Source organism: Herbiconiux liangxiaofengii (assembly GCF_041927335.1).
GTDB lineage: Bacteria > Actinomycetota > Actinomycetes > Actinomycetales > Microbacteriaceae > Herbiconiux > Herbiconiux liangxiaofengii.
The window spans coordinates 185168-202858 of record NZ_JBHFHD010000011.1 but is presented as its reverse complement, the minus strand read 5'-3'; the positions used below and the strand labels follow the sequence as shown (position 1 = coordinate 202858).

Here is a 17691-nt window from a genome sequence, read left to right as displayed (position 1 = left end):
CCCAGGTAACTTCACCGTGAACTTCGCATCATACGCAGAAGGCCCCGGATCATACGATCCGGGGCCTTCTTCTTGTTGCGGGGACAGGATTTGAACCTGCGACCTCTGGGTTATGAGCCCAGCGAGCTACCGAACTGCTCCACCCCGCGGCACAAGAAGAAACTCTATCACGGGTTGGAAGCGAGTCAAATCGGCGGCGCTATTCGGAGGCGGCGATGGCGCGGGCCACCGCATCCTTCAGGCGCTGGTCGGCCTCACCGTAGGCGGTCCAGTCGGCGGCCTTGAGCGCCGCGTCGCGGTCGTTCAGGGCCTGCTGAGCGTCGGCCAGGGCCTGCTCGAGCGGGGTGCCGGTGGTTCCCGTGCCGGTGGTGGGCGCGGGAGTCGGGGTGGGCGTGCTGGTGCCCGTACCTGTTCCGTCGCCGTCGCTGGGGATCTCGGAGGTGCCGCCCCCACCCGTGTCCGTCGAGGGCACCACACCCGTATCGCCGGCCGTCGCACCGGAGTCTCCGCCGAACAGTGAGTCGAGCGCGCCGTCGAGCGTGTTCTCGAAGGCGATCTTGTTGCCGAACGACACCAGCACCTTCTGCAGCAACGGGAAGCTGGTCTCACCGCGCGACTGCACGTACACCGGCTGCACATAGAGCAGACCGCCACCCACCGGGAGCGTCAGCAGGTTTCCGCTGATCACCTGGCTCTCGCCCTGCCGCAGCAGGTTCAACGCCGACGAGACCGCCGGATCGGAGGAGAAGCTGTTCTGCACCTGGCCCGGGCCGGGGATCGTGTCGTCCTTCGGCAGCGTCAGGAGCCTCAGCTTGCCGTAGTCGGCAGACTTCTCCCCTTGGGTGTCACCGGCGTTCGCATCCACCGCGAGATAGCCCGTGAGCACGTTTCGCGACGACTCGGCCGACTGCTGGGTGGCCGGGATGAACGTCGAGTAGAGCGAGTACGACGGATCGTCCTGCGTCGGCATCTGAAGCGTCAGGTAGTACGGAGGCTGCAGAGTGGGGTTCGTGGATGCGGAGGTCGGGTCGTTCGGCGTCGTCCAGGCGTCTTCCTGCGAGTAGAACGAGCCCGCATCCGTCACGTGGTACTGGCCGAGGATTGACCGCTGCACCTTGAACAGGTCGGCCGGATAGCGCACGTGGCTCATCAGGTCGCCGCTCATCTCGCTGATGGGCTTGACCGTGGCCGGGTAGATCTTCTCCCAGGTCTGCAGCAGCGGATCCTGGTCGTCCCAGGCGTACAGGGTGACCTTGCCGTCGTAGGCGTCGACCGTGGCCTTCACCGAGTTGCGGATGTAGTTGATGTCGTCGACCGGGTAGGCCGGCGTCGGCGTGTAGGTGTCGGCGATCGACTGGCTCAGCGACTGCACCCGCGAGTACGGGTAGTTCGACGAGGTGGTGTAGCCGTCGACCACCCAGACCACCTTGCCGTCGACCACCGAGGGGTACGGGTCGGAGTCGATGGTGAGGTACGGCGCCACCTTCGACACACGCTCGGCCGGGTCGCGGTCGTAGAGGATCTGCGAGTCGTCGTTCACCGCATCCGAGAGGAAGATCTGCTCCGACTGGAACTTCAGCGCGTAGACCAGGCGCTTGAACACGTTGTCGAGCTTCGGCCCGCCGTCGCCCTCGAACGTGGTGTAGGTCTGCGAGGCCCCGTCTTCACCCGACGGGTAGTCGAGCTCGATCTTGTCCGACCCTTCCGGGCCACCCACGATCGAGTACGGCGGCGAGTTCTCACCGAAGTAGATGCGGGGCTCGAAGTCGCCCAGGTCTCCCACCGAGGGGATGCCCGACTCGATGAACACGGGCTGGCCGTCGGCCGAGCGCTGGTTGCCCGAGGCCGCCACCACGCCGTAGCCGTGCGTGTAGACGACGGTCTGGTTGTACCAGGTGGCAGACGAACCGAGCGCGTTGATGTCGATGTCGCGCACGGTGACCACCGCATCCTGAACCTGGCCGTCGATGTTGTAGCGGTCGACGTCGAGGTGGTCGGGGAACTGGTAGTACTGCCGGAACTGCTGGAGCTGCTGGAACGACTTGGTCACGAGGGCCGGGTCGAGGATGCGGATGTTCGCCGTGGTCGCCGCATCGTTGCGGAGTGCGCCCGGCTCGGCCGTGGTGGTGGCGTCGTACGGCGTCTCCTCGACGTCGGCCACGTCGTAGGCGTCGCGCGTCATGTCGATGTTGCGCTGGATGTACTCCTGCTCGAGCGTGCGCTCGCTCGGATCGACCTGGAAACGCTGCACCACCCAGGGCGCCAGCGAGCCCAGGATGAGTGCGCTGACGATCAGCAGGGCGGTACCGATCACCGGCAGCCGCCAGCGGCCGATCACAGCCGTGACGATGAAGAGCACGGCCACCAGGGCGGCGATGCCCGCGAGGATCTGCAGGCCCGGGATGGTGGCGTTCACGTCGGCGTACGAGGCCCCCGTGATGAGGCCAGAACTGTTCGAGAGGGTGGCGTACTGGTCGAGCCAGATGCTCACCGCCTGCAGCAGCAGGTACAGGGTGGCGGTGACGGCCATCTGGATGCGCGCGATCTTCGAGATGCGCACTTCCCGCTGCGAGAACCGGATGGCCCCGTACAGGTAGCTGGTGGCGATGGCGGCGAGGCCCGCCACGATCACGACGGCCGAGGCGAAGCCCACGGCTCCCCGCCAGAACGGCAGGTCGTAGATGTAGAACGAGATGTCGAGGCCGAACTGCGGGTCGGTCTGGCCGAACGCGGTGCGGTTGAGGTACTGCAGGGTGAGCTGCCAGCGTGAAGCGGTGGCGACACCCGCGAAGAGACCGAGAACCGCGGGAACACCGAAGGTGGCGAGCCGACGCAGGGGCTCGATGACCTGCTGGTAGCGGTCGAGCTGCGAGTTGAGCTTCGCGTAGACCGGCCGCCAGCGGAAGGCGATCTCGATCGAGGCCCAGACGGGCACGGCCATGGCCACGAACCCGATCACGAACATCACGGCACCGGCGAGCCACTGCGTGGTGAGCACGCTCAGGAAGCCCAGCTGGTCGTACCAGAGGATCTCGGTGTACAGGGTGGAGAAGACGAAGAAGAGTATGGCCAGCACGACCACGATCGCGATGGCGATCGCGAGAGTCACTCTCGAACGTCGTGCGGGCTTCTCTGCTGTTTGGGAAGTCACGTATGCCTCTGGCTCGCTGTGCGGTGTCTATCGATTCTAGACAATCGAATCGTAGACAGGGCTGGCTGGAGATCAGCCGGAGGTCGGACGGCGGGCGAGGCCTTTCAGCTGCAGGTCGGCAGTGAGGAGGTGTCTCCTCCAGCGGAGATGACCTTCAGCGCCGCCAGCGAGTCGTCCAGGGTCGAGACCGAGAACACCTGGATGCCGTCGGGGACGTGACCGACCACCTCGTCGCAGTTCGAGGCCGGAGCGAGGAAGTACGTGGCCCCGGCGTCGCGCGCTCCCACCATTTTCTGGCGGATGCCGCCGATCGGCCCCACTTCGCCGGCCGCGTCGATCGTGCCGGTGCCGGCCACGTTCTGGCCGCCGTTGAGTTCGCCCGGCGTGAGCTTGTCGATGATGCCGAGCGCGAACATCATGCCGGCGCTCGGGCCGCCCACGTCGTCGAGCTTGATCTCGACGTCGAAGGGGAAGTCGAACTGGTAGCCGGCCGAGATGCCCAGGGCCGGGGCACCGGTCTGCTCCGAGATGGTGGGGGTGACCTGCACCTCGCTCTCGGTGCCGTCGGAGTGCCGCACGGTGAGGGTGACGGGCACATCCGCCCCGCTCTCGGCGAGCGCCGCCCGCAGGGTGTCGACGTCGGGTACGGGGGTCTTGTCGACCGCGAGGATGACGTCGCCCGCCACCAGGAGACCGGCGGCCGGACCGTCGGGGTCGAGCGCCGCCACGGAGACGGCGGAGGTGTAGGCGATGCCGAGGTTCGTGAGGGCTGCGGCGACGGCCTCCTGCTGGCTGTCGACCATGAGCGCGGCGTTCTGCTCGTCGCGCTGCTCGGTGGTGACGGTTGGCGGGTAGACCTGGTCGATCGGGATGACGGCCTTCGAGGAGTCGAACCACGCGCTCACGATCTCGGCCCACGACGGGCGCTGCTCGCGGGTGCCCCGCACCGAGACGGTGAGCATGTCGAGCGTGCCGGCCGTGGGGTACGTGTCGGCGCCCTCGATCGAGATGAGGGGCTCGTCGCCGCCATCCTGTTGCTGCTGCGTGCCGAGGGTGTCGAAGACCGGGCCCGGCTCCTCGATCACGTAGGGCGCGGGCAGGAAGCTCATGACGAGACCGAGCACCAGGGCGATGAGGAGCAGGGTCCATCCGGTGCGGGCTCGGCGGGTGGGTTGCGCGCGTGCGTCATCGGGTTCGAACAGGGTCACGGCATCCTCTCGCTGTTCGCCACGGGCGCACGTGACAGCGGTCAAGCTTATGGGAAAACCCAGCCTCGGCGGTGGGCCACCGGTTAGCGTAGGAGCACTATCTGACAGCCCGCATGGAGGACACCGTGAGCGACGAGAACCGCGACCAGCCGGAGGACGAGTTCCGCGACATGCTTCGTCAGTTCCTCTCGGGAAACTCCGACATCGACCCCTCGAAGCTCGCCGGCGCGGCCGGTCTGCCGTCCGATCCCGCGGCGGTGTCGCAGCTCATGGCGCAGCTGCAGAATGCCATGCAGGCCTCGGCCGACGGCGTCGACTGGGGTGTCGCCACGAAGCAGGCGGAGGAGATCGCGAGCGCCGGCAGCCTCGCCGTCACCGACCAGTCGCGGGCGCAGCTCGAGCAGGCCCTGCACATCGCGTCGCTCTGGCTCGACGAGGTCACCGGGCTCTCCGACTCCGCCGTCGCTCCCCACCTCTACACGCGCTCGGAGTGGGCGACGGCGACCGTTCCGGTGTGGACGGAGCTGGCTCTCCCGGTGGCCGAGTCGATCTCGGATGCGCTGACCGACGTGCTGCAGAACCAGGCGCCCGAGGAGATGGCCGGCATGCTCGCCGGTGCCAGCCAGCTCATGCGCAACCTCGGCGGCACACTGTTCGCCATGCAGCTCGGCCAGATCGTGGGGCAGCTGTCGAAGGAGGTCGTCTCCGGCGGCGACGTCGGCATCCCGCTGTTGGAGGAAGGTCAGGCGGCCCTGCTGCCGCAGAACATCGCGGAGTTCGGCGACGGTCTCGACATCCCGGTCGACGAGGTGCAGCTGTACCTCGCCATCCGTGAGCTCGCGCACGCCCGGTTGTTCCGCCATGCCCGCTGGCTGCGCCTGCACGTCATCTCGTCGATCACCGAGTTCGCCAAGGGCATCTCCATCGACACCAGCCGGCTCGAGGAGCTGGCCGGGAGCTTCGATCCGTCCAACCCCGAGGAGCTCAAGCAGGCCATGGCGAGCGGTGCCCTCATCCCGCCGAAGACCGAGCAGCAGCAGCACGCCCTCGCCCGGCTGGAGACCACGCTCGCGCTGATCGAGGGCTGGGTCGACACCGTCACCGCGCAGGCCTCGGTGCGGCTGCCGCGCTGGAACTCCATCGCCGAGACGGTGCGCCGACGCCGCGCCACCGGGGGTCCGGCCGAGTCGGCCTTCGGTGCGTTGATCGGCCTGGAGCTTCGCCCCCGGCGCCTCCGCGACGCGGCCGCCCTCTGGCAGCAGGTGACGGATGCGGTGGGCCAGGAGCAGCGAGACGCCCTGTGGTCGCACCCCGACCTGGTGCCCACGGGCGACGACCTCGACGACCCGGCTGCGCTGATCGCGCGGCTCACCTCGCCGGCACCCGAACCCGACGAGATGGATCAGGCCCTGGAGGATCTGCTGCGCGAGGAGCACGATCGGGACGAGCAGGGGCGGGACGCCGGCGACCAGCCGCCGGTGGTCTGAGCTACTCCAGGTCTGAGCTGCTCCAGGTCTGAGCTGCTCCAGGTCTGAGCTGCTCCAGGTCTGAGCTGCGGCGTCCTCTCCGGCGCGCCGGTGGGGAGAAGTCGGATCGCCGCCGGCCGTTGTGGATAAGCCGATCCAGGCGTGGGCGACGCACCAGGATGTCGGCATGGCACTCCAGCTCTCCCCCGGTCATCCCCTCGTCTGGCGCACACCCCATGAGGTGCAACTCGGCGTCGAGCAGCCCGTCCTGAGACTCGGGGCGGTCGACGCCGACCGGGAGTTCCTGCTCCAGGTGCTCCGCAAGGGTGTCTCCCTGCCGGTACTGGTCACGCTCGCGGCCGGCCGCGGCATCAGCGCGGTCGACGTGGAGCGCCTGGTGCACGAGGTTCAGCCGGCGCTCGGCCCGGGCTCGGCGGGTGGCGCCGGCGGTGCGGGTGGTGCCGGCTGTGTGGGTGGGTCGAGTGGGCCGTCCGGGCTGGTCGGTGCCGTCGTCGGCGTCGAGGGGCGGGGAGCTGCCGTTCCGCAGCTGCTGCAGGTGGTGCAGCGGGCCGGAGCCCGCGTGCAGCAGCGTCTCGAGCGCTGCGACGTCGGAGTGCTCGTGTCGCACTTCGCCACCGCGCCGCGGCGGGCGGCCCCGTGGCTCCGTGCCGACATCCCGCACCTGCTCGTGGAGTTCGGCGACCGGTCGATCCGCATCGGTCCGGTGGTGGTTCCGGGCGAGACGGCGTGCGCCGAGTGCCTCGAACTCCGGCGCAAAGACGAAGACGCCTGCTGGCCGGCACTGGCCTCGCAGCTCGCCGTTCGCATCGCGCCCACGGCCGACGCGCTCGGCGTTCCGCTGGCAGCGGCGTTGGCAGCCGGGGCACTCGGCGAGCACCTCGCGGCGAAGGCCAGGGGTGAGCCGAGCCGTTGGCAGTCGGCGGCGCTCCGGGTGCGGCCGGGCGGCCTCGCGGCACCGGCCGCCTTCGCGATCGAACCGGTCAGTCCGCATCCTCGGTGCGGATGCCGCTCTCTGCCAGAAAACGAGACGGAGCGCGATCCGCCCCACGACGGATGCCCGTGACCGCCCACGACAGCGCGAGCCGCTCCCGGGCGCGGGTGATGCCCACGTAGAGCAGGCGGCGCTCCTCGTCGATGCCGTCGAGGCCGGTGGCGTAGCTGATCGGCAGGAGACCCTCCGACACCCCGACGATGAACACGGCCGGCCACTCCAAGCCCTTGGCGGAGTGCAGGGTGGCGAGGGTGACGGCGCGCACGGTGGGTTCGTGCTGCGAGGCCTGGCGCTCCATCAGCTCGTCGGTGAACTGCCGGAAGGTGGTGCCGGGGGGCATGCTCTCCGCCAGCCCCATCAGGGCGTTCAGCGCCTCCCAGCGATCGCGCACGGCGCCGACGCCCTCGGGCGCGTCCTGGCTCCAACCCCGGGTGCGCAGCACGTCGCTCACCGACTTGAACAGCGGCTCGTCGACGATCGACACCGATGCGGCGCGCAGCTCCATCACGGCCCGCTTGACATCGGGCTGGTCGAAGAACCGGGCGGCCCCGCGCAGCTGGTAGGCGACCCCGGCGACGGCGAGGGCCTGTTCGAGGGCCGCCGACTGCGCGTTGAGGCGGTAGAGCACCGCGATGTCCTGCGGAGGGGTACCGGCGTCGATCAGGGCGGCGATGCGGCCGGCCACGCCGGCGGCCTCGTCGAGATCGTGCCGGTAGGCGGTGACGGTGGGCTCGACGGCCGGGGTGGGCTGGGAAGCGGGCGTGGGCTGGGGGGCGGGCTCGGCGCTCTCGTCGGCGACGGCGGCGTGCAGGGTGAGCGCACCAGGACGGCCGCGCATCAGCCGGTTCGCCGCGGCGACGATCGGCGGGGTCGAGCGGTAGTTCTGCTCGAGCGTCACCACGGTTCCGTTCACGTGCCGGCGGGGGAAGCCGAGCAGGAACTCGGCACTCGCCCCGGCGAAGGAGTAGATGGTCTGGCTCGCGTCGCCCACCACGCACAGGTCACGGCGATCGCCGAGCCACAGTTGCAGCAGGTGCTGCTGCAACGGCGAGACGTCCTGGTATTCGTCGACCACGAAGAACCGGTACTGCTCGCGCACCTGGATGGCCACCGAGGGCTCGGTCTCGATCATGCCGGCCGTCACCAGCAGAACGTCCTCGAAGTCGAGCTGGCGACGCTCATCCTTCAGCTGCTCGTAGCGGTCGTGCAGCTCGAGCATCTGCTCCACCGAGATGGTCGAGGGCATCGTGCGCACGGTGCGGGCCTTGAGCTCGTACTCGGCGAGCCCGAGGTTCGCCACCTTGCGCCACTCGATCTCGGCGGCCACGTCGCGCAGGGTGGCGGTGTCGACGCGCAGGCGCAGCAGTTCGGCGGCCTGGGCGATGGCGCGGGCCTTGTTCTCGATGATGCGCGGCGCTTCGCCGCCGATCACCTGCGGCCAGAAGTAGTTCAACTGCGCCAGCGCCGCGGAGTGGAAGGTGCGGGCCGAGACCCCGCCGGCGCCCAGCGGCCGCAGCCGCGAGCGCAGTTCGGCCGCCGCCCTCGACGTGAACGTGAGCGCCATCACCCGGTTGGGCGAGTAGACGCCGGTGGCCACGCCGTATGCGATGCGGTGGGTGATGGCGCGGGTCTTGCCCGTCCCGGCACCCGCGAGGATGCAGACCGGACCGAGCAGCGACCGCGCCGCCACCCGCTGCTGCGGATCGAGGGCCTCGAGCAGCTCGTCGGCGGAGGTGCCCGTCATCCGTTCGCCGCGAGCGGCTCGAGAGGCCCGCCGTACCAGCGCTCGATGATGGCGCGCGCGATCGACGACGCACCGGGCAGCAGGATGCCGCTGGCCGGATCGACGATCTGCTCACGGGTGAACCAGCGCAGGTCGAGGATCTCGTCGCCGTCGGGCCGGAACTCCCCCTCATGCCCCTCGGCCACCCGCGCCATGAACCCCACCATCAACGAGGCGGGAAAGGGCCACGGCTGGGAGCCCACGTATTCCGGGTCGGCGATGGTGACGCCCGACTCCTCACCCACCTCGCGGATGGCGGCCGCCTCGAGCGACTCACCCGGTTCCACGAAGCCCGCGAGCAGCGAGTAGCGGTTGTTCTCCCAGAGCGCGTTGGAACCGAGCAGCAGGCGGTCGTCGGCGTCGACGATTCCCACGATCACGGCCGCGTCGGTGCGCGGGAAGAGCTCGACGCCCTCCACCGTGCACCGCCGCACCCATCCGGCGCTCTCGACCGCGGTGGCGGCGCCGCAGCGCGGGCAGTGGCTGTTCACGGCATGCCAGTTCGCCATGGCCAGCGCCTCGGTGAAGACTCCGGCCGCGGCGTCGTCGAGCTCGGTGGCGACCAGCCGCAGGTTCACCCAGGCCGCGCCCGGATGCCGGGTCAGGAGGGCGTCGGCCTCGGCATCCGTCACCGTCTGGGCGAAGACGGCGGGGCCGTTCGGCTGGTCGTCGGCGTCGAGCAGCACCCCGAGGTACAGGCGCACCGGGGTGGGCTCCGCGGTGCCGGCCCCCGCACGAACGGGCAGCTCAACGGTCTCGGCGCCCGGCAGCTCGGCCGGGCTCAGCAGGGCCAGCTCGGTGCGCTCCCCGGCCGGCTTCTCGCCGAAGCCGTCCCAGCGCCGGGTGTCGGAGGCGGTCGACGCGAGCGCGAGGCCGCGGTGCAGCACGAGAACCCGCGCATCCGTCGACTCCCACCGCTGCCGGAGCAGGTCTGGGCTACGCCGGGTGTCGTGGTCCCGGTCGATGCGGTGCCGCGAGAGGGGCAGCGAAGACGGGAAAGCGCGAGACATGGTTGACCAATCGTGCGTGGCGAAAGCCGGTGCGGGAGGCTGCCCGTCCTACCCTGGAGGGCATGGCGAGATCCCACTTCACTTTAGCCGCGCTCGCGACCTCGGCCGTCGCCGGAGCCGACGTCGTCGCCGCCCGTCCGCTCAGCACCGGTGGCGCCGGCCGGTTCGACTCCGCGATCGTCACGCTGCGCTCGGGAGACGAGTACGTGGTGCGGGTCCCGCGAGATGACGACGCCGGCTCCGAGCAGTCGCGCGACCTCGTGGCGCTGAACGCCCTCACCCCAGGTGTGCGCTCGCGACTGCTCTTCCACGTTCCCGCCTTCCTCGGCCAGACGCCCGTCGACGACACCCGGGCCGTGGTCTACGACTACATCCCCGGCCGTCCGGGCTCGCTCGCCGATGTCGGCGGCGAGGAGAGCGCCTCCGACTCGATCGGGCGCGCCATCGCGGGCATCCATTCGCTGCCCACATCGGTGGTGTCGGATGCGGGCCTGCCGTCGAACTCGGCCGGGCAGATCGCCGCCACCTCCCGCAAGCTCACCGACCGCGCCGCCGCCTCCGGCCGGGTGCCGAAGGAGCTGCTGACCCGCTGGTCGCTGGCGCTGGAGGACAGCGCACTCTGGCAGTTCCAGCCCAGGGTGGTGAACGGTGCCCTGGCGCCCGAGTCGTTCCTGATCGCGGCCGACCAGGTCACCGGCATCCTGGGCTGGCACAACCTGCGGGTCGGCGACCCGGCGCTCGACCTGTTCTGGCTCAACTCGGCCGCCCACGCCGAGAGTGCCGACCGGGTCTACGCCGCCTACCTCAAGGCCGTCACGAAGCCGGCCGACCACCAGCTGCGCAAGCGCGCCCGGCTCTATGCCGAGCTCGAGATCGCCCGCTGGCTGCTGCACGGGGTCGACAGCCGCGACGAGGCCATCATCGCCGACGCGGAGTCGATGCTCGGCGGGCTGCGCGCCACGGTGCAGAACGACCTGCTCAACCCGCTCTCGACCGACACCGGTCAGATCATGGGGCTCGAAGACGTCGAGGCGCTGCTGGACCGCACCCCGGTCTCAGGTGCCGCGGCCGGCGCCGCCGCGCGCCCGCGTCCGGGGTCGGGCCTCGGGCCGATCAGCACCGATCACGCCAACCGCATCGCGGAGGACTGACCCGCTGCACCGGGCCGGTCGCGGTGCCGTCGCTCACAGCGCCGCGTCGCGCAGCAGCTCCTCGAGCTCCCGCTCGGAGTAGAGGCGTTCGGGCCGGATGACCTCGTCGTCGGCCACGAAGTAGAACGACGCGTCGACCAGATCGACGTCGATGCCCTTCCAGCGGGCATACGCGAGCCGGTACAGCGCCAGCTGCAGCTGCTTCAGCTGCAGGTCGGCGGCGTCCACCGGTGCGCGACCGGTCTTCCAGTCCACCACCTCGAAACGCCCGCCCTCGGCGAAGATCGCGTCGATCTTGCACACGATGATGCGGCCGTCGAGCACCAGATGGATCTCGACCTCCACCTCCTCCGGCCGTCGCGCCGCGAACGGGGATCGCTGGAAGGTCTCGATCAGCTGCTCGAAGCGCTCGTCCTCGGTCGACGGCGTCGCTTCGGCGTCGACGGACAGCTCGCCCGGCGCTCCGGACGGCCACGTCTCGAAGCCTGCCATCCCGTCACCGTCGATCTCGTCGTCGAGGTACAGGTCGATGTCGCCCTCGCCCAGCGCGAGGGCCGGCGCATCCACCAGCGCCTCGGCTCCGTCGCGCCGGAACATCTCCTCCACCCAGCTGTGGAACCGGGTGCCCAGCCTGGTCTGCCGGTAGGGCCGCTCGGGCATCGGCCGCTGCAACGCCCGAACCACCGCCTGCGGGTCTGAGACGTAGTCCTTGAAGCGCGAGGCCGGGATGCGCACGGGCACGTCGAGCATCCGTTCCCCGCGCAACCGGTCGCGCTCGGCCATCAGCAGCTCGATGTCGTGATCCCAGGGGGTGCTCTGCCCCGGGTCGGCGGCGAGCACCGCGGCAGCCGCCTGCTCGACGCGACTGCGCCGGCCGCCCAGCGGATCGCGCGGCCAGACCACCCAGTTCTCCGATTCACCGAGCGGGTTCTCGTCGTGCTCCGGCGCCTCGGGCAGCACCCCGGGTTCGATCAGCCCGGCGGCCTCGAGCTCGCGCAGGTACCGGCCGGGCCCGCGCGGGCGCTTGACCCCGGTGGTCCAGAACGACCCGGTGAGCAGCAGCATCTCCCGTGCCCGGGTGACGGCCACGTAGATCAAGCGGCGCTGTTCGGCCGCGTACTGATCCGCGTTCGCCCCGAGGAAGGCGTCGAGCGCGGGCTTGAACTCCTTCTGCACGTCGATGCCCTGCCACGCCAGTCGAGGCAGCTCGGCGCTGTCTCCCCGGAAGTCGAAGGGCAGCTCGCCGAAACTCAGCCAGCCCCGATTCGACCGGGGATCGCCCGGCAGCTCGCCCTCGACCATGCGCGGAATGGCCACCACGTCCCACTCGAGGCCCTTGGCGCCGTGGATGGTGAGGATCTGCACCGTGCCCGGTTCGGGCTCCTCGGTGCGCGGCTCGAGCCGGTCGCGCTTCTCGGCCTCCTCGAGCCAGGAGAGGAAATCGCCGAGCCCCGCCGTGGGGTCGAGCGTGAGGAACGACGTGAGCTGCTCCGAGAACGCGTCCAGGCTCGCTCGCCCGGCGGCGGCATGGGGGCTGGCGAGCACCTCGATGTCCAGCAGCAGTTCCTGCTGCACGAGATCGACGAAGTCGACGAGACCGAGCCCGGCCCGCGTGCGCAGGTGCGCGAGCTGCACCGCGACCTGGCGCAGCCGTTCGAGGCCCACCGGGCTGAACGCCTCCAGGGCGCGGTGCTCGGGAGCGGCCGTCGCGATGAAGTCGAGGGCGTCGACGATCGACCTATCCTCGTCGTCGACCACCGAGCCGCGCAGGCGCCCCGAGACCTCAGACTCGAGCTTCTGGAACCGGTGGTCGCGTTCGGCGATCCACGACGCCAGGGCGCGCAGCGCCGAGAGGTCTTTGGTGCCGATGCGCCAGCGCGCACCGGCCAGCACGCGCAGCAGGTCGGAGCCGGCCGTGGGGTAATAGAGCACCCGCAGGGTCGACACCAGATCGGCCACCGCGGGCTGACCGAGCAGCCCGCCGATGCCGAGCACGTGATACCGGATGCCGCGGGCCTCGAGAGCGGCCGTGAACGGCTCGATCTTCTTCACCGAGCGGCACAGCAGCGCCGCCGAGGGCCGGGACCCGTCGGCGCGCGCCTCGAGCCGGCGGCCGAGCCACGCCGCCACCTGAGCGGCCTCCTCGTGCACGGTCTCGGCGAACGACACGTCGAGCACGCCCGTGGTGACGCCGGGCCGCGGCCCCAACTGCTCCACCGGGATGCCCGAGGTGGCTGAGAGCGGCTGCACCAGGGTGTTCGCCGCGTCGAGCACGAGACGGGGGTTGCGCCAGCTGGTCGAGAGGGCGAACGGGGTCGCGGACGAAGGGACCGCCGTATCCACCCCGTCGGCCTCCGCCGTGCCGCCGGCGTTCCGGGTGCCGCCGGCCTTCCGGGAGTCGCCGAAGTCGGCCCGGAACCGCGCCAGGTTCGCCGCGCTGGCGCCCCGCCAGCCGTAGATCGACTGATGCGGATCGCCCACCGCCATCACCGCGTGCTCCCGGAACAGCCGCGAGAGCAGTCGCGTCTGCACAACACTCGTGTCTTGATACTCGTCCAGCAGAACCACCCGGAAGCGGTCGCGGTACTCGGCCACCACCCGAGGGGTGCTCTCGACGATGGCGAGGGCGAGGGCGATCTGGTCGGAGAACTCCACGTACCCGCGGCGCACCTTCTCGGCGGAGTACTCGTCGGCCAGATCGAGCAGCAGCGGCAGCGCCGACACCGGCGTGATGGCGTTCTGCAGGTAGCCGAGCACCGCGCCCGCACCCGACGAGGTGCCCTTGGGCAGCGACGCCAGCGCCTGGAACCGTTCGGCGTAGCGCGCCACCGGCCCCGAGTCGGTCACGTTCTCGGAGAGTGCGCGGCTGAGGCCCAGCACCGCCGAGGTCACCACGTCGACCGAGCGGTCGACCTCGCGCAGGCGCTCGTCGTCGGACCCCACCACCACTGAGCGCGCGAGCTGCCACGAGGAGGCCTCGCTCAGCACCGCCGCCTCGCCCTCTCGGCCGATCACGACGGCGTTCTCGCGGAAGATGCTGTTCGCGAAGGCGTTGTAGGTGGCGATCTCGGGCGAGTCGAACGGGTCGAACTCCAGTTCCGTCACCCGCGCGGCCACCAGCTGCGCAAGCCGGCTCCGGATGCGCTCCGCCAGTTCACCCGCCGCCTTGCGCGTGAAGGTGAGGCCGAGCACCTCCGGCACCCGCACCAGGTCGTTGGCGACGAGCCAGACCACCCGGTTCGCCATGGTCTCGGTCTTGCCGCTGCCGGCGCCGGCCACCACGATCCGCGGGTCCAGCGGCGCCTCGATCACGGCGCGCTGCTGCTCGGTGGGGCGCGGCAGGCCCAGGCGGTCGGCGATCTCGACGGCCGGGATGAGACCGTCGCGGCCGCGCACCGGCTCGACACGGACATCCGGAGCCGAGGTGGGGGTGGGCGCGACGAACGACTCGGGGCGCTCGAGATCGGCCAGCTCGAACAGGGCGTCGCTCATTCGCTCACCGCCTTGATGAGCTGGATGCGGTACTCGTACCGGTTCTGGGTGTCGCGCTCCTCGGGTGCGGCGACCCCGGGGAAGACGGAGGCCGACATGCCCTCGGCCACGCTCTCGATGCGGCGGGCGATCTCTCTGAGGCCCTCGTCGTCGAGCGGGTCCTGCACGCGCAGGGTGAACCGCAGCGCACGGTCGCCCTTGGCGACGTAGAGCAGAGCGGCACCGCGGTGCACCGGCGGCGTGCTCCCGGCGCCGGCGGTGTCACCGACCTGCGCGGCGGCATCCGGAGCCGGTGCAGCCAGACCGTCGACCGACTGCCGCAAGAGCGCCAACTGGTAGGCGGCCATCTGCGCGTGCGTCGGCATCTCGCCGGCGCTCACCGGGTACTTGCCCGTCTTGAGATCGATCACCCGCAGCGCGCCGTCGGCATCCCGTTCGACCCGGTCGATCGAGCCGTTCACCTGCGCCCGCCCCTCCCGGAACGAGAACGCGGCCTCGGCGCCGACCAGCTCGTGGCCGTCGAGCCGGTCGAAGTGCTGCAGGTAGGCCGCGAGGCCGTCGAGCTTGGTGTGCAGCGCGCGCTTCTCCCGCTCCTCGATCCAGGGCGCCTCGAAGCGGAGCTCCTTCCAGCGCTCCTCCGACACGTGCTGGAGCGCCTCGATGGTGGGTTCGGCGTCGGGATCGGTCGACACCGCTTCCATCGCCGCGTGCACGATGGTGCCGATGCCGGCGGCCAGGCTCTTCGAGCCGCCGGCCACCTGATCGACGTACCAGACCAGCGGCGACGCCTCGAAGGCCTCGATGCGGGAGGGCGACACCCGCACCACGGCCTCGGGGTCGGCCGGATCGACGACCGGCTCGTCGGTGGAGGGCGGCAGCAGGCCGTACCAGTCGGCAGGATGGGCACCGGCAGCACCCTCGCGGGCCAGCCGGGCGAGTGCTGCCGCCGCGCGCTGGTCGCCGTCCTCCGCGACGCGGCGCCGCAGGTAGCCCGTGAGTCCGCGCAGGGTGAGCGGATGCCGCGCCTGGGCCAGCGGCTCGGCGTCGGGCGCGAAGCCGAAGAAGGCCGAGGGCTGCTCGTCGTCGTTGGCCACGCAGCTGAGCACGGTGAGCTCGGTCGACCGCGACACCGCGAGCGCGAACATGCGCAGCTCGTCGGCGAGCACGTCGGAGCGGCTCTGCGCCCCGAGCTGGTCGGCGGTGCTCTGGTCGGCGGTGCTCTGGCCGGCAGTGCTCTGGCCGGCAGTCACGGACGCACGGTCTTCGGGGCCGGCCTGCGTCGCGGTGAGCTCTCCCGCTTCGGCGAGCGCACTCAACCGTTGGGCGTGCAGGAGCGATCCGCGCAGCCGCAGGTTCGGCCACACCGACTCCTGCAGGCCCGCCACGACCACCACGTCGACCTCCACACCCACCGCGCCCGTGGGCGTGGTGACGAGCACCGCGTCGCTGCGCGACCGCGGCGACAGTGTGTCCTCCGGCACCTCGGCGGTGAGGAACTCGTCGAGGAAGAGCTCGGCCGGCCGCTCGGGCTCACGCTCCACCGAACGCCGGGCGGCGGTGAACAGGGCGACCGCCCCGTCGAGGTTGCGATCGGCCTCGTCGGCCACGATGCCGCTGCCCGAGGCCAGGTCTCCCCAGCGTTTGGCGAGGCCCGTGCGCTGCCAGAGTTCCCAGAGCAGTTCCTCGATGCTGGCGCCGCGCGCCCAGCTCGCGCGAACGGCCTGGAGGGTGGTGCCGAGGGCGGCCACCCGGCGAGCCGGTGCGGAGTCGATGGTGGCCAGCACGCCCGGTACCCGCACGGCCTCCTCGAGCAGTTCGTCGGAGTGCCGGGTGCCGCCCGCCGCGAGCTCCTCGTGGCGGAGGGCCAGCCGCAGCCGGCGCAGCCCCACCGCGTCGACGCCGCAGAGCGGCCCGAGGATGGCCGAGGTCACGGCGGCCGGCGTGAGCTCGAGCCGGCCGATGGCGAGCGCCACCCCCTCGGCGAGGTGCCGCGCGGCATAGTCGTCGCGGAGTGCCTGCACCGCCGACAGCGTGCGGGTGGGCACCTCGGCGAGGCCGAGACCGCGGGCCATGGCCGGCACGAGTGATCCGGATCGCACGATCACCGCCATGCGCGACCACTCGATGCCGTGCAGCAGATAGCGCTCCCGCAACTCGCGGGCGATCGTGGAGATCTCCCCCGCGCGGGTGTCGGCCTCGATACGCAGCACCCGCGGTTCGCCCCCGGCTCCGCTGTGCCGGCCCCCCTCGGGATGAGCCGCCTCGACCGTCGCGCGCTGGCGACCGGCCGCCGCCGTGCCGATGCGCTCCGTGACCCGGCGCGTCAGCGCCCGCAGCGCCCCCGCCTGCCGGTGCGACGTGCGGAGCACCACGGGCTCGAGCACCGGAACGCCCAGCGCGCGACCCAGCTGACCGAGCGCCCGCACGTCTGAGCCGCGGAAGCCGGTGGTGGCGGCATCCGGATCGCCGAACGCGACCACGGCGGCCCCTTGCCGCGCGAACTCCCGCACGAGGTTCACCGCGCCGATGGGCAGGTCGTGGAAGTCGTCGACCGCCACCAGCCGGAGCCCCGCCGGCAGCCCGCCGTCGCGCACCACGCGCCTCGCCTCGGCCAGCAGTTCGGCGGAGTCGAGGTGCGCCACGTCGAACGCCTCGAGCGTGCTCTGGTACTGGGCCATGAAGGAGGCCGCCGCGCCCCATTCGGGCAGCCCGTACCGCGTGCCGAGTCGGGCGAGCGCCCGGGGTGCCACGCCGTTCTCGGTGCACCGCATCATCAGTTCGCGGAGCTCGGTGCGGAACTCCTTCAGCCGCCGCACCTCGGGCGGCAGCGTCTCCGGCCACGAGAACGCCGCGCGGCCCTCCTGCTCGTCGTCGACGCCGCCCTGCAGCAGTTCGGCGATGATCCTGTCCTGCTCGGCACCGGTGAGCAGCGCCATCGGTCGCCCTGCCATGGGAGAGCCACCGGATGCGGGGGCCGAACCGGATGCGGACGCCGCCGACCGCACGAGTTCGAAGGCGGCCGAGCTCGGTGTGCGCGCCAGCGGCCCGCTGCTCGGCACACCCAGTCGCAGGGCCACCCGGTCTCGGAGCCGGGTGGCGCTCTGCCGGGTAGGGGCGAGCACGAGCACGCTCTCGGGCGCGAAGCCGAGCCGCCGCACCCGATCGGCCACCAGCTCGACGAGCGCCGTGGTCTTGCCGCTGCCCGGAGCGCCGATGACAGCGAACGACGCGTCATCCGGGCGCTCGAGCACCTCGCGCTGGGAGTCGTCGACGACGACCGGACCGAGCGGTTCGGCGGTGGTGGGGAGCGGGGTGTTCGTCACGGCCACCACGGTACCGGCCGGGCCCGACATCCCGCCCCGCCCGGTTGTTCGCTCTCGGCAGCTGCCGGGTGAGGGCTGAGGGTCGGGTGGTGCGC

9 protein-coding genes and 1 tRNA gene are annotated in these 17691 nt (G+C 71.1%); 3 read left to right on the top strand and 7 right to left on the bottom strand.

Features of this window, described 5'->3' with window-relative positions:
* Nucleotides 1-75 precede the first annotated feature (75 nt).
* The 3 genes from ACEXOR_RS13010 to ACEXOR_RS13000 all read right to left on the bottom strand — a co-directional run bounded on the left by ACEXOR_RS13010 (nucleotide 76) and on the right by ACEXOR_RS13000 (nucleotide 4359).
* Nucleotides 76-149, bottom strand: a tRNA-Met gene (locus ACEXOR_RS13010).
* A gap of 50 nt (nucleotides 150-199) precedes the next feature.
* Nucleotides 200-3109, bottom strand: a complete 2910-nt coding sequence (locus tag ACEXOR_RS13005; protein WP_374850091.1) for a UPF0182 family membrane protein — start codon at nucleotides 3107-3109, stop codon at nucleotides 200-202.
* Nucleotides 3110-3255: 146 nt separating this feature from the next.
* Entirely contained in the window at nucleotides 3256-4359 is a 1104-nt protein-coding gene (locus ACEXOR_RS13000) for a YlbL family protein (RefSeq protein WP_374850090.1), read from the bottom strand.
* A gap of 125 nt (nucleotides 4360-4484) precedes the next feature.
* Between ACEXOR_RS13000 and ACEXOR_RS12995 the strand changes: the two genes are divergently transcribed.
* On the top strand, nucleotides 4485-5846 hold the full coding sequence (locus ACEXOR_RS12995) for a zinc-dependent metalloprotease (RefSeq protein WP_374850089.1): 1362 nt from the start codon (nucleotides 4485-4487) through the stop codon (nucleotides 5844-5846).
* A gap of 166 nt (nucleotides 5847-6012) precedes the next feature.
* Nucleotides 6013-6909: a TOMM precursor leader peptide-binding protein gene (locus ACEXOR_RS12990; RefSeq protein WP_374850088.1), complete on the top strand. Its 897-nt coding sequence runs from the start codon at nucleotides 6013-6015 to the stop codon at nucleotides 6907-6909.
* Here the strand turns inward: ACEXOR_RS12990 and ACEXOR_RS12985 are convergent.
* Nucleotides 6827-8581: an ATP-dependent helicase gene (locus ACEXOR_RS12985; protein ID WP_374850087.1), complete on the bottom strand. Its 1755-nt coding sequence runs from the start codon at nucleotides 8579-8581 to the stop codon at nucleotides 6827-6829. The two genes, ACEXOR_RS12990 and ACEXOR_RS12985, sit on opposite strands and share 83 nt — an antisense overlap.
* A complete protein-coding gene (gene nudC / locus ACEXOR_RS12980; RefSeq protein WP_374850086.1) occupies nucleotides 8578-9630 on the bottom strand; it encodes an NAD(+) diphosphatase in 1053 nt (350 codons plus the stop codon). The genes ACEXOR_RS12985 and nudC overlap by 4 nt, the downstream gene beginning before the upstream one ends.
* A gap of 62 nt (nucleotides 9631-9692) precedes the next feature.
* Between nudC and ACEXOR_RS12975 the strand changes: the two genes are divergently transcribed.
* The gene (locus tag ACEXOR_RS12975) at nucleotides 9693-10781 is read left to right on the top strand and encodes a phosphotransferase (RefSeq protein ID WP_374850085.1); all 1089 of its coding nucleotides are present in this window, start codon (nucleotides 9693-9695) and stop codon (nucleotides 10779-10781) included.
* A 33-nt stretch (nucleotides 10782-10814) separates the two neighbouring features.
* Here ACEXOR_RS12975 and ACEXOR_RS12970 read toward each other — a convergent pair whose 3' ends face one another.
* Nucleotides 10815-14273 carry an ATP-dependent helicase gene (locus ACEXOR_RS12970; RefSeq protein ID WP_374850084.1) on the bottom strand — a complete coding sequence of 1153 codons (3459 nt, stop codon included), beginning with the start codon at nucleotides 14271-14273 and terminating at the stop codon, nucleotides 10815-10817.
* Complete coding sequence (locus ACEXOR_RS12965) at nucleotides 14270-17596, bottom strand: PD-(D/E)XK nuclease family protein (RefSeq protein ID WP_374850082.1); 3327 nt, start codon at nucleotides 17594-17596, stop codon at nucleotides 14270-14272. The genes ACEXOR_RS12970 and ACEXOR_RS12965 overlap by 4 nt, the downstream gene beginning before the upstream one ends.
* Nucleotides 17597-17691 lie beyond the last annotated feature (95 nt).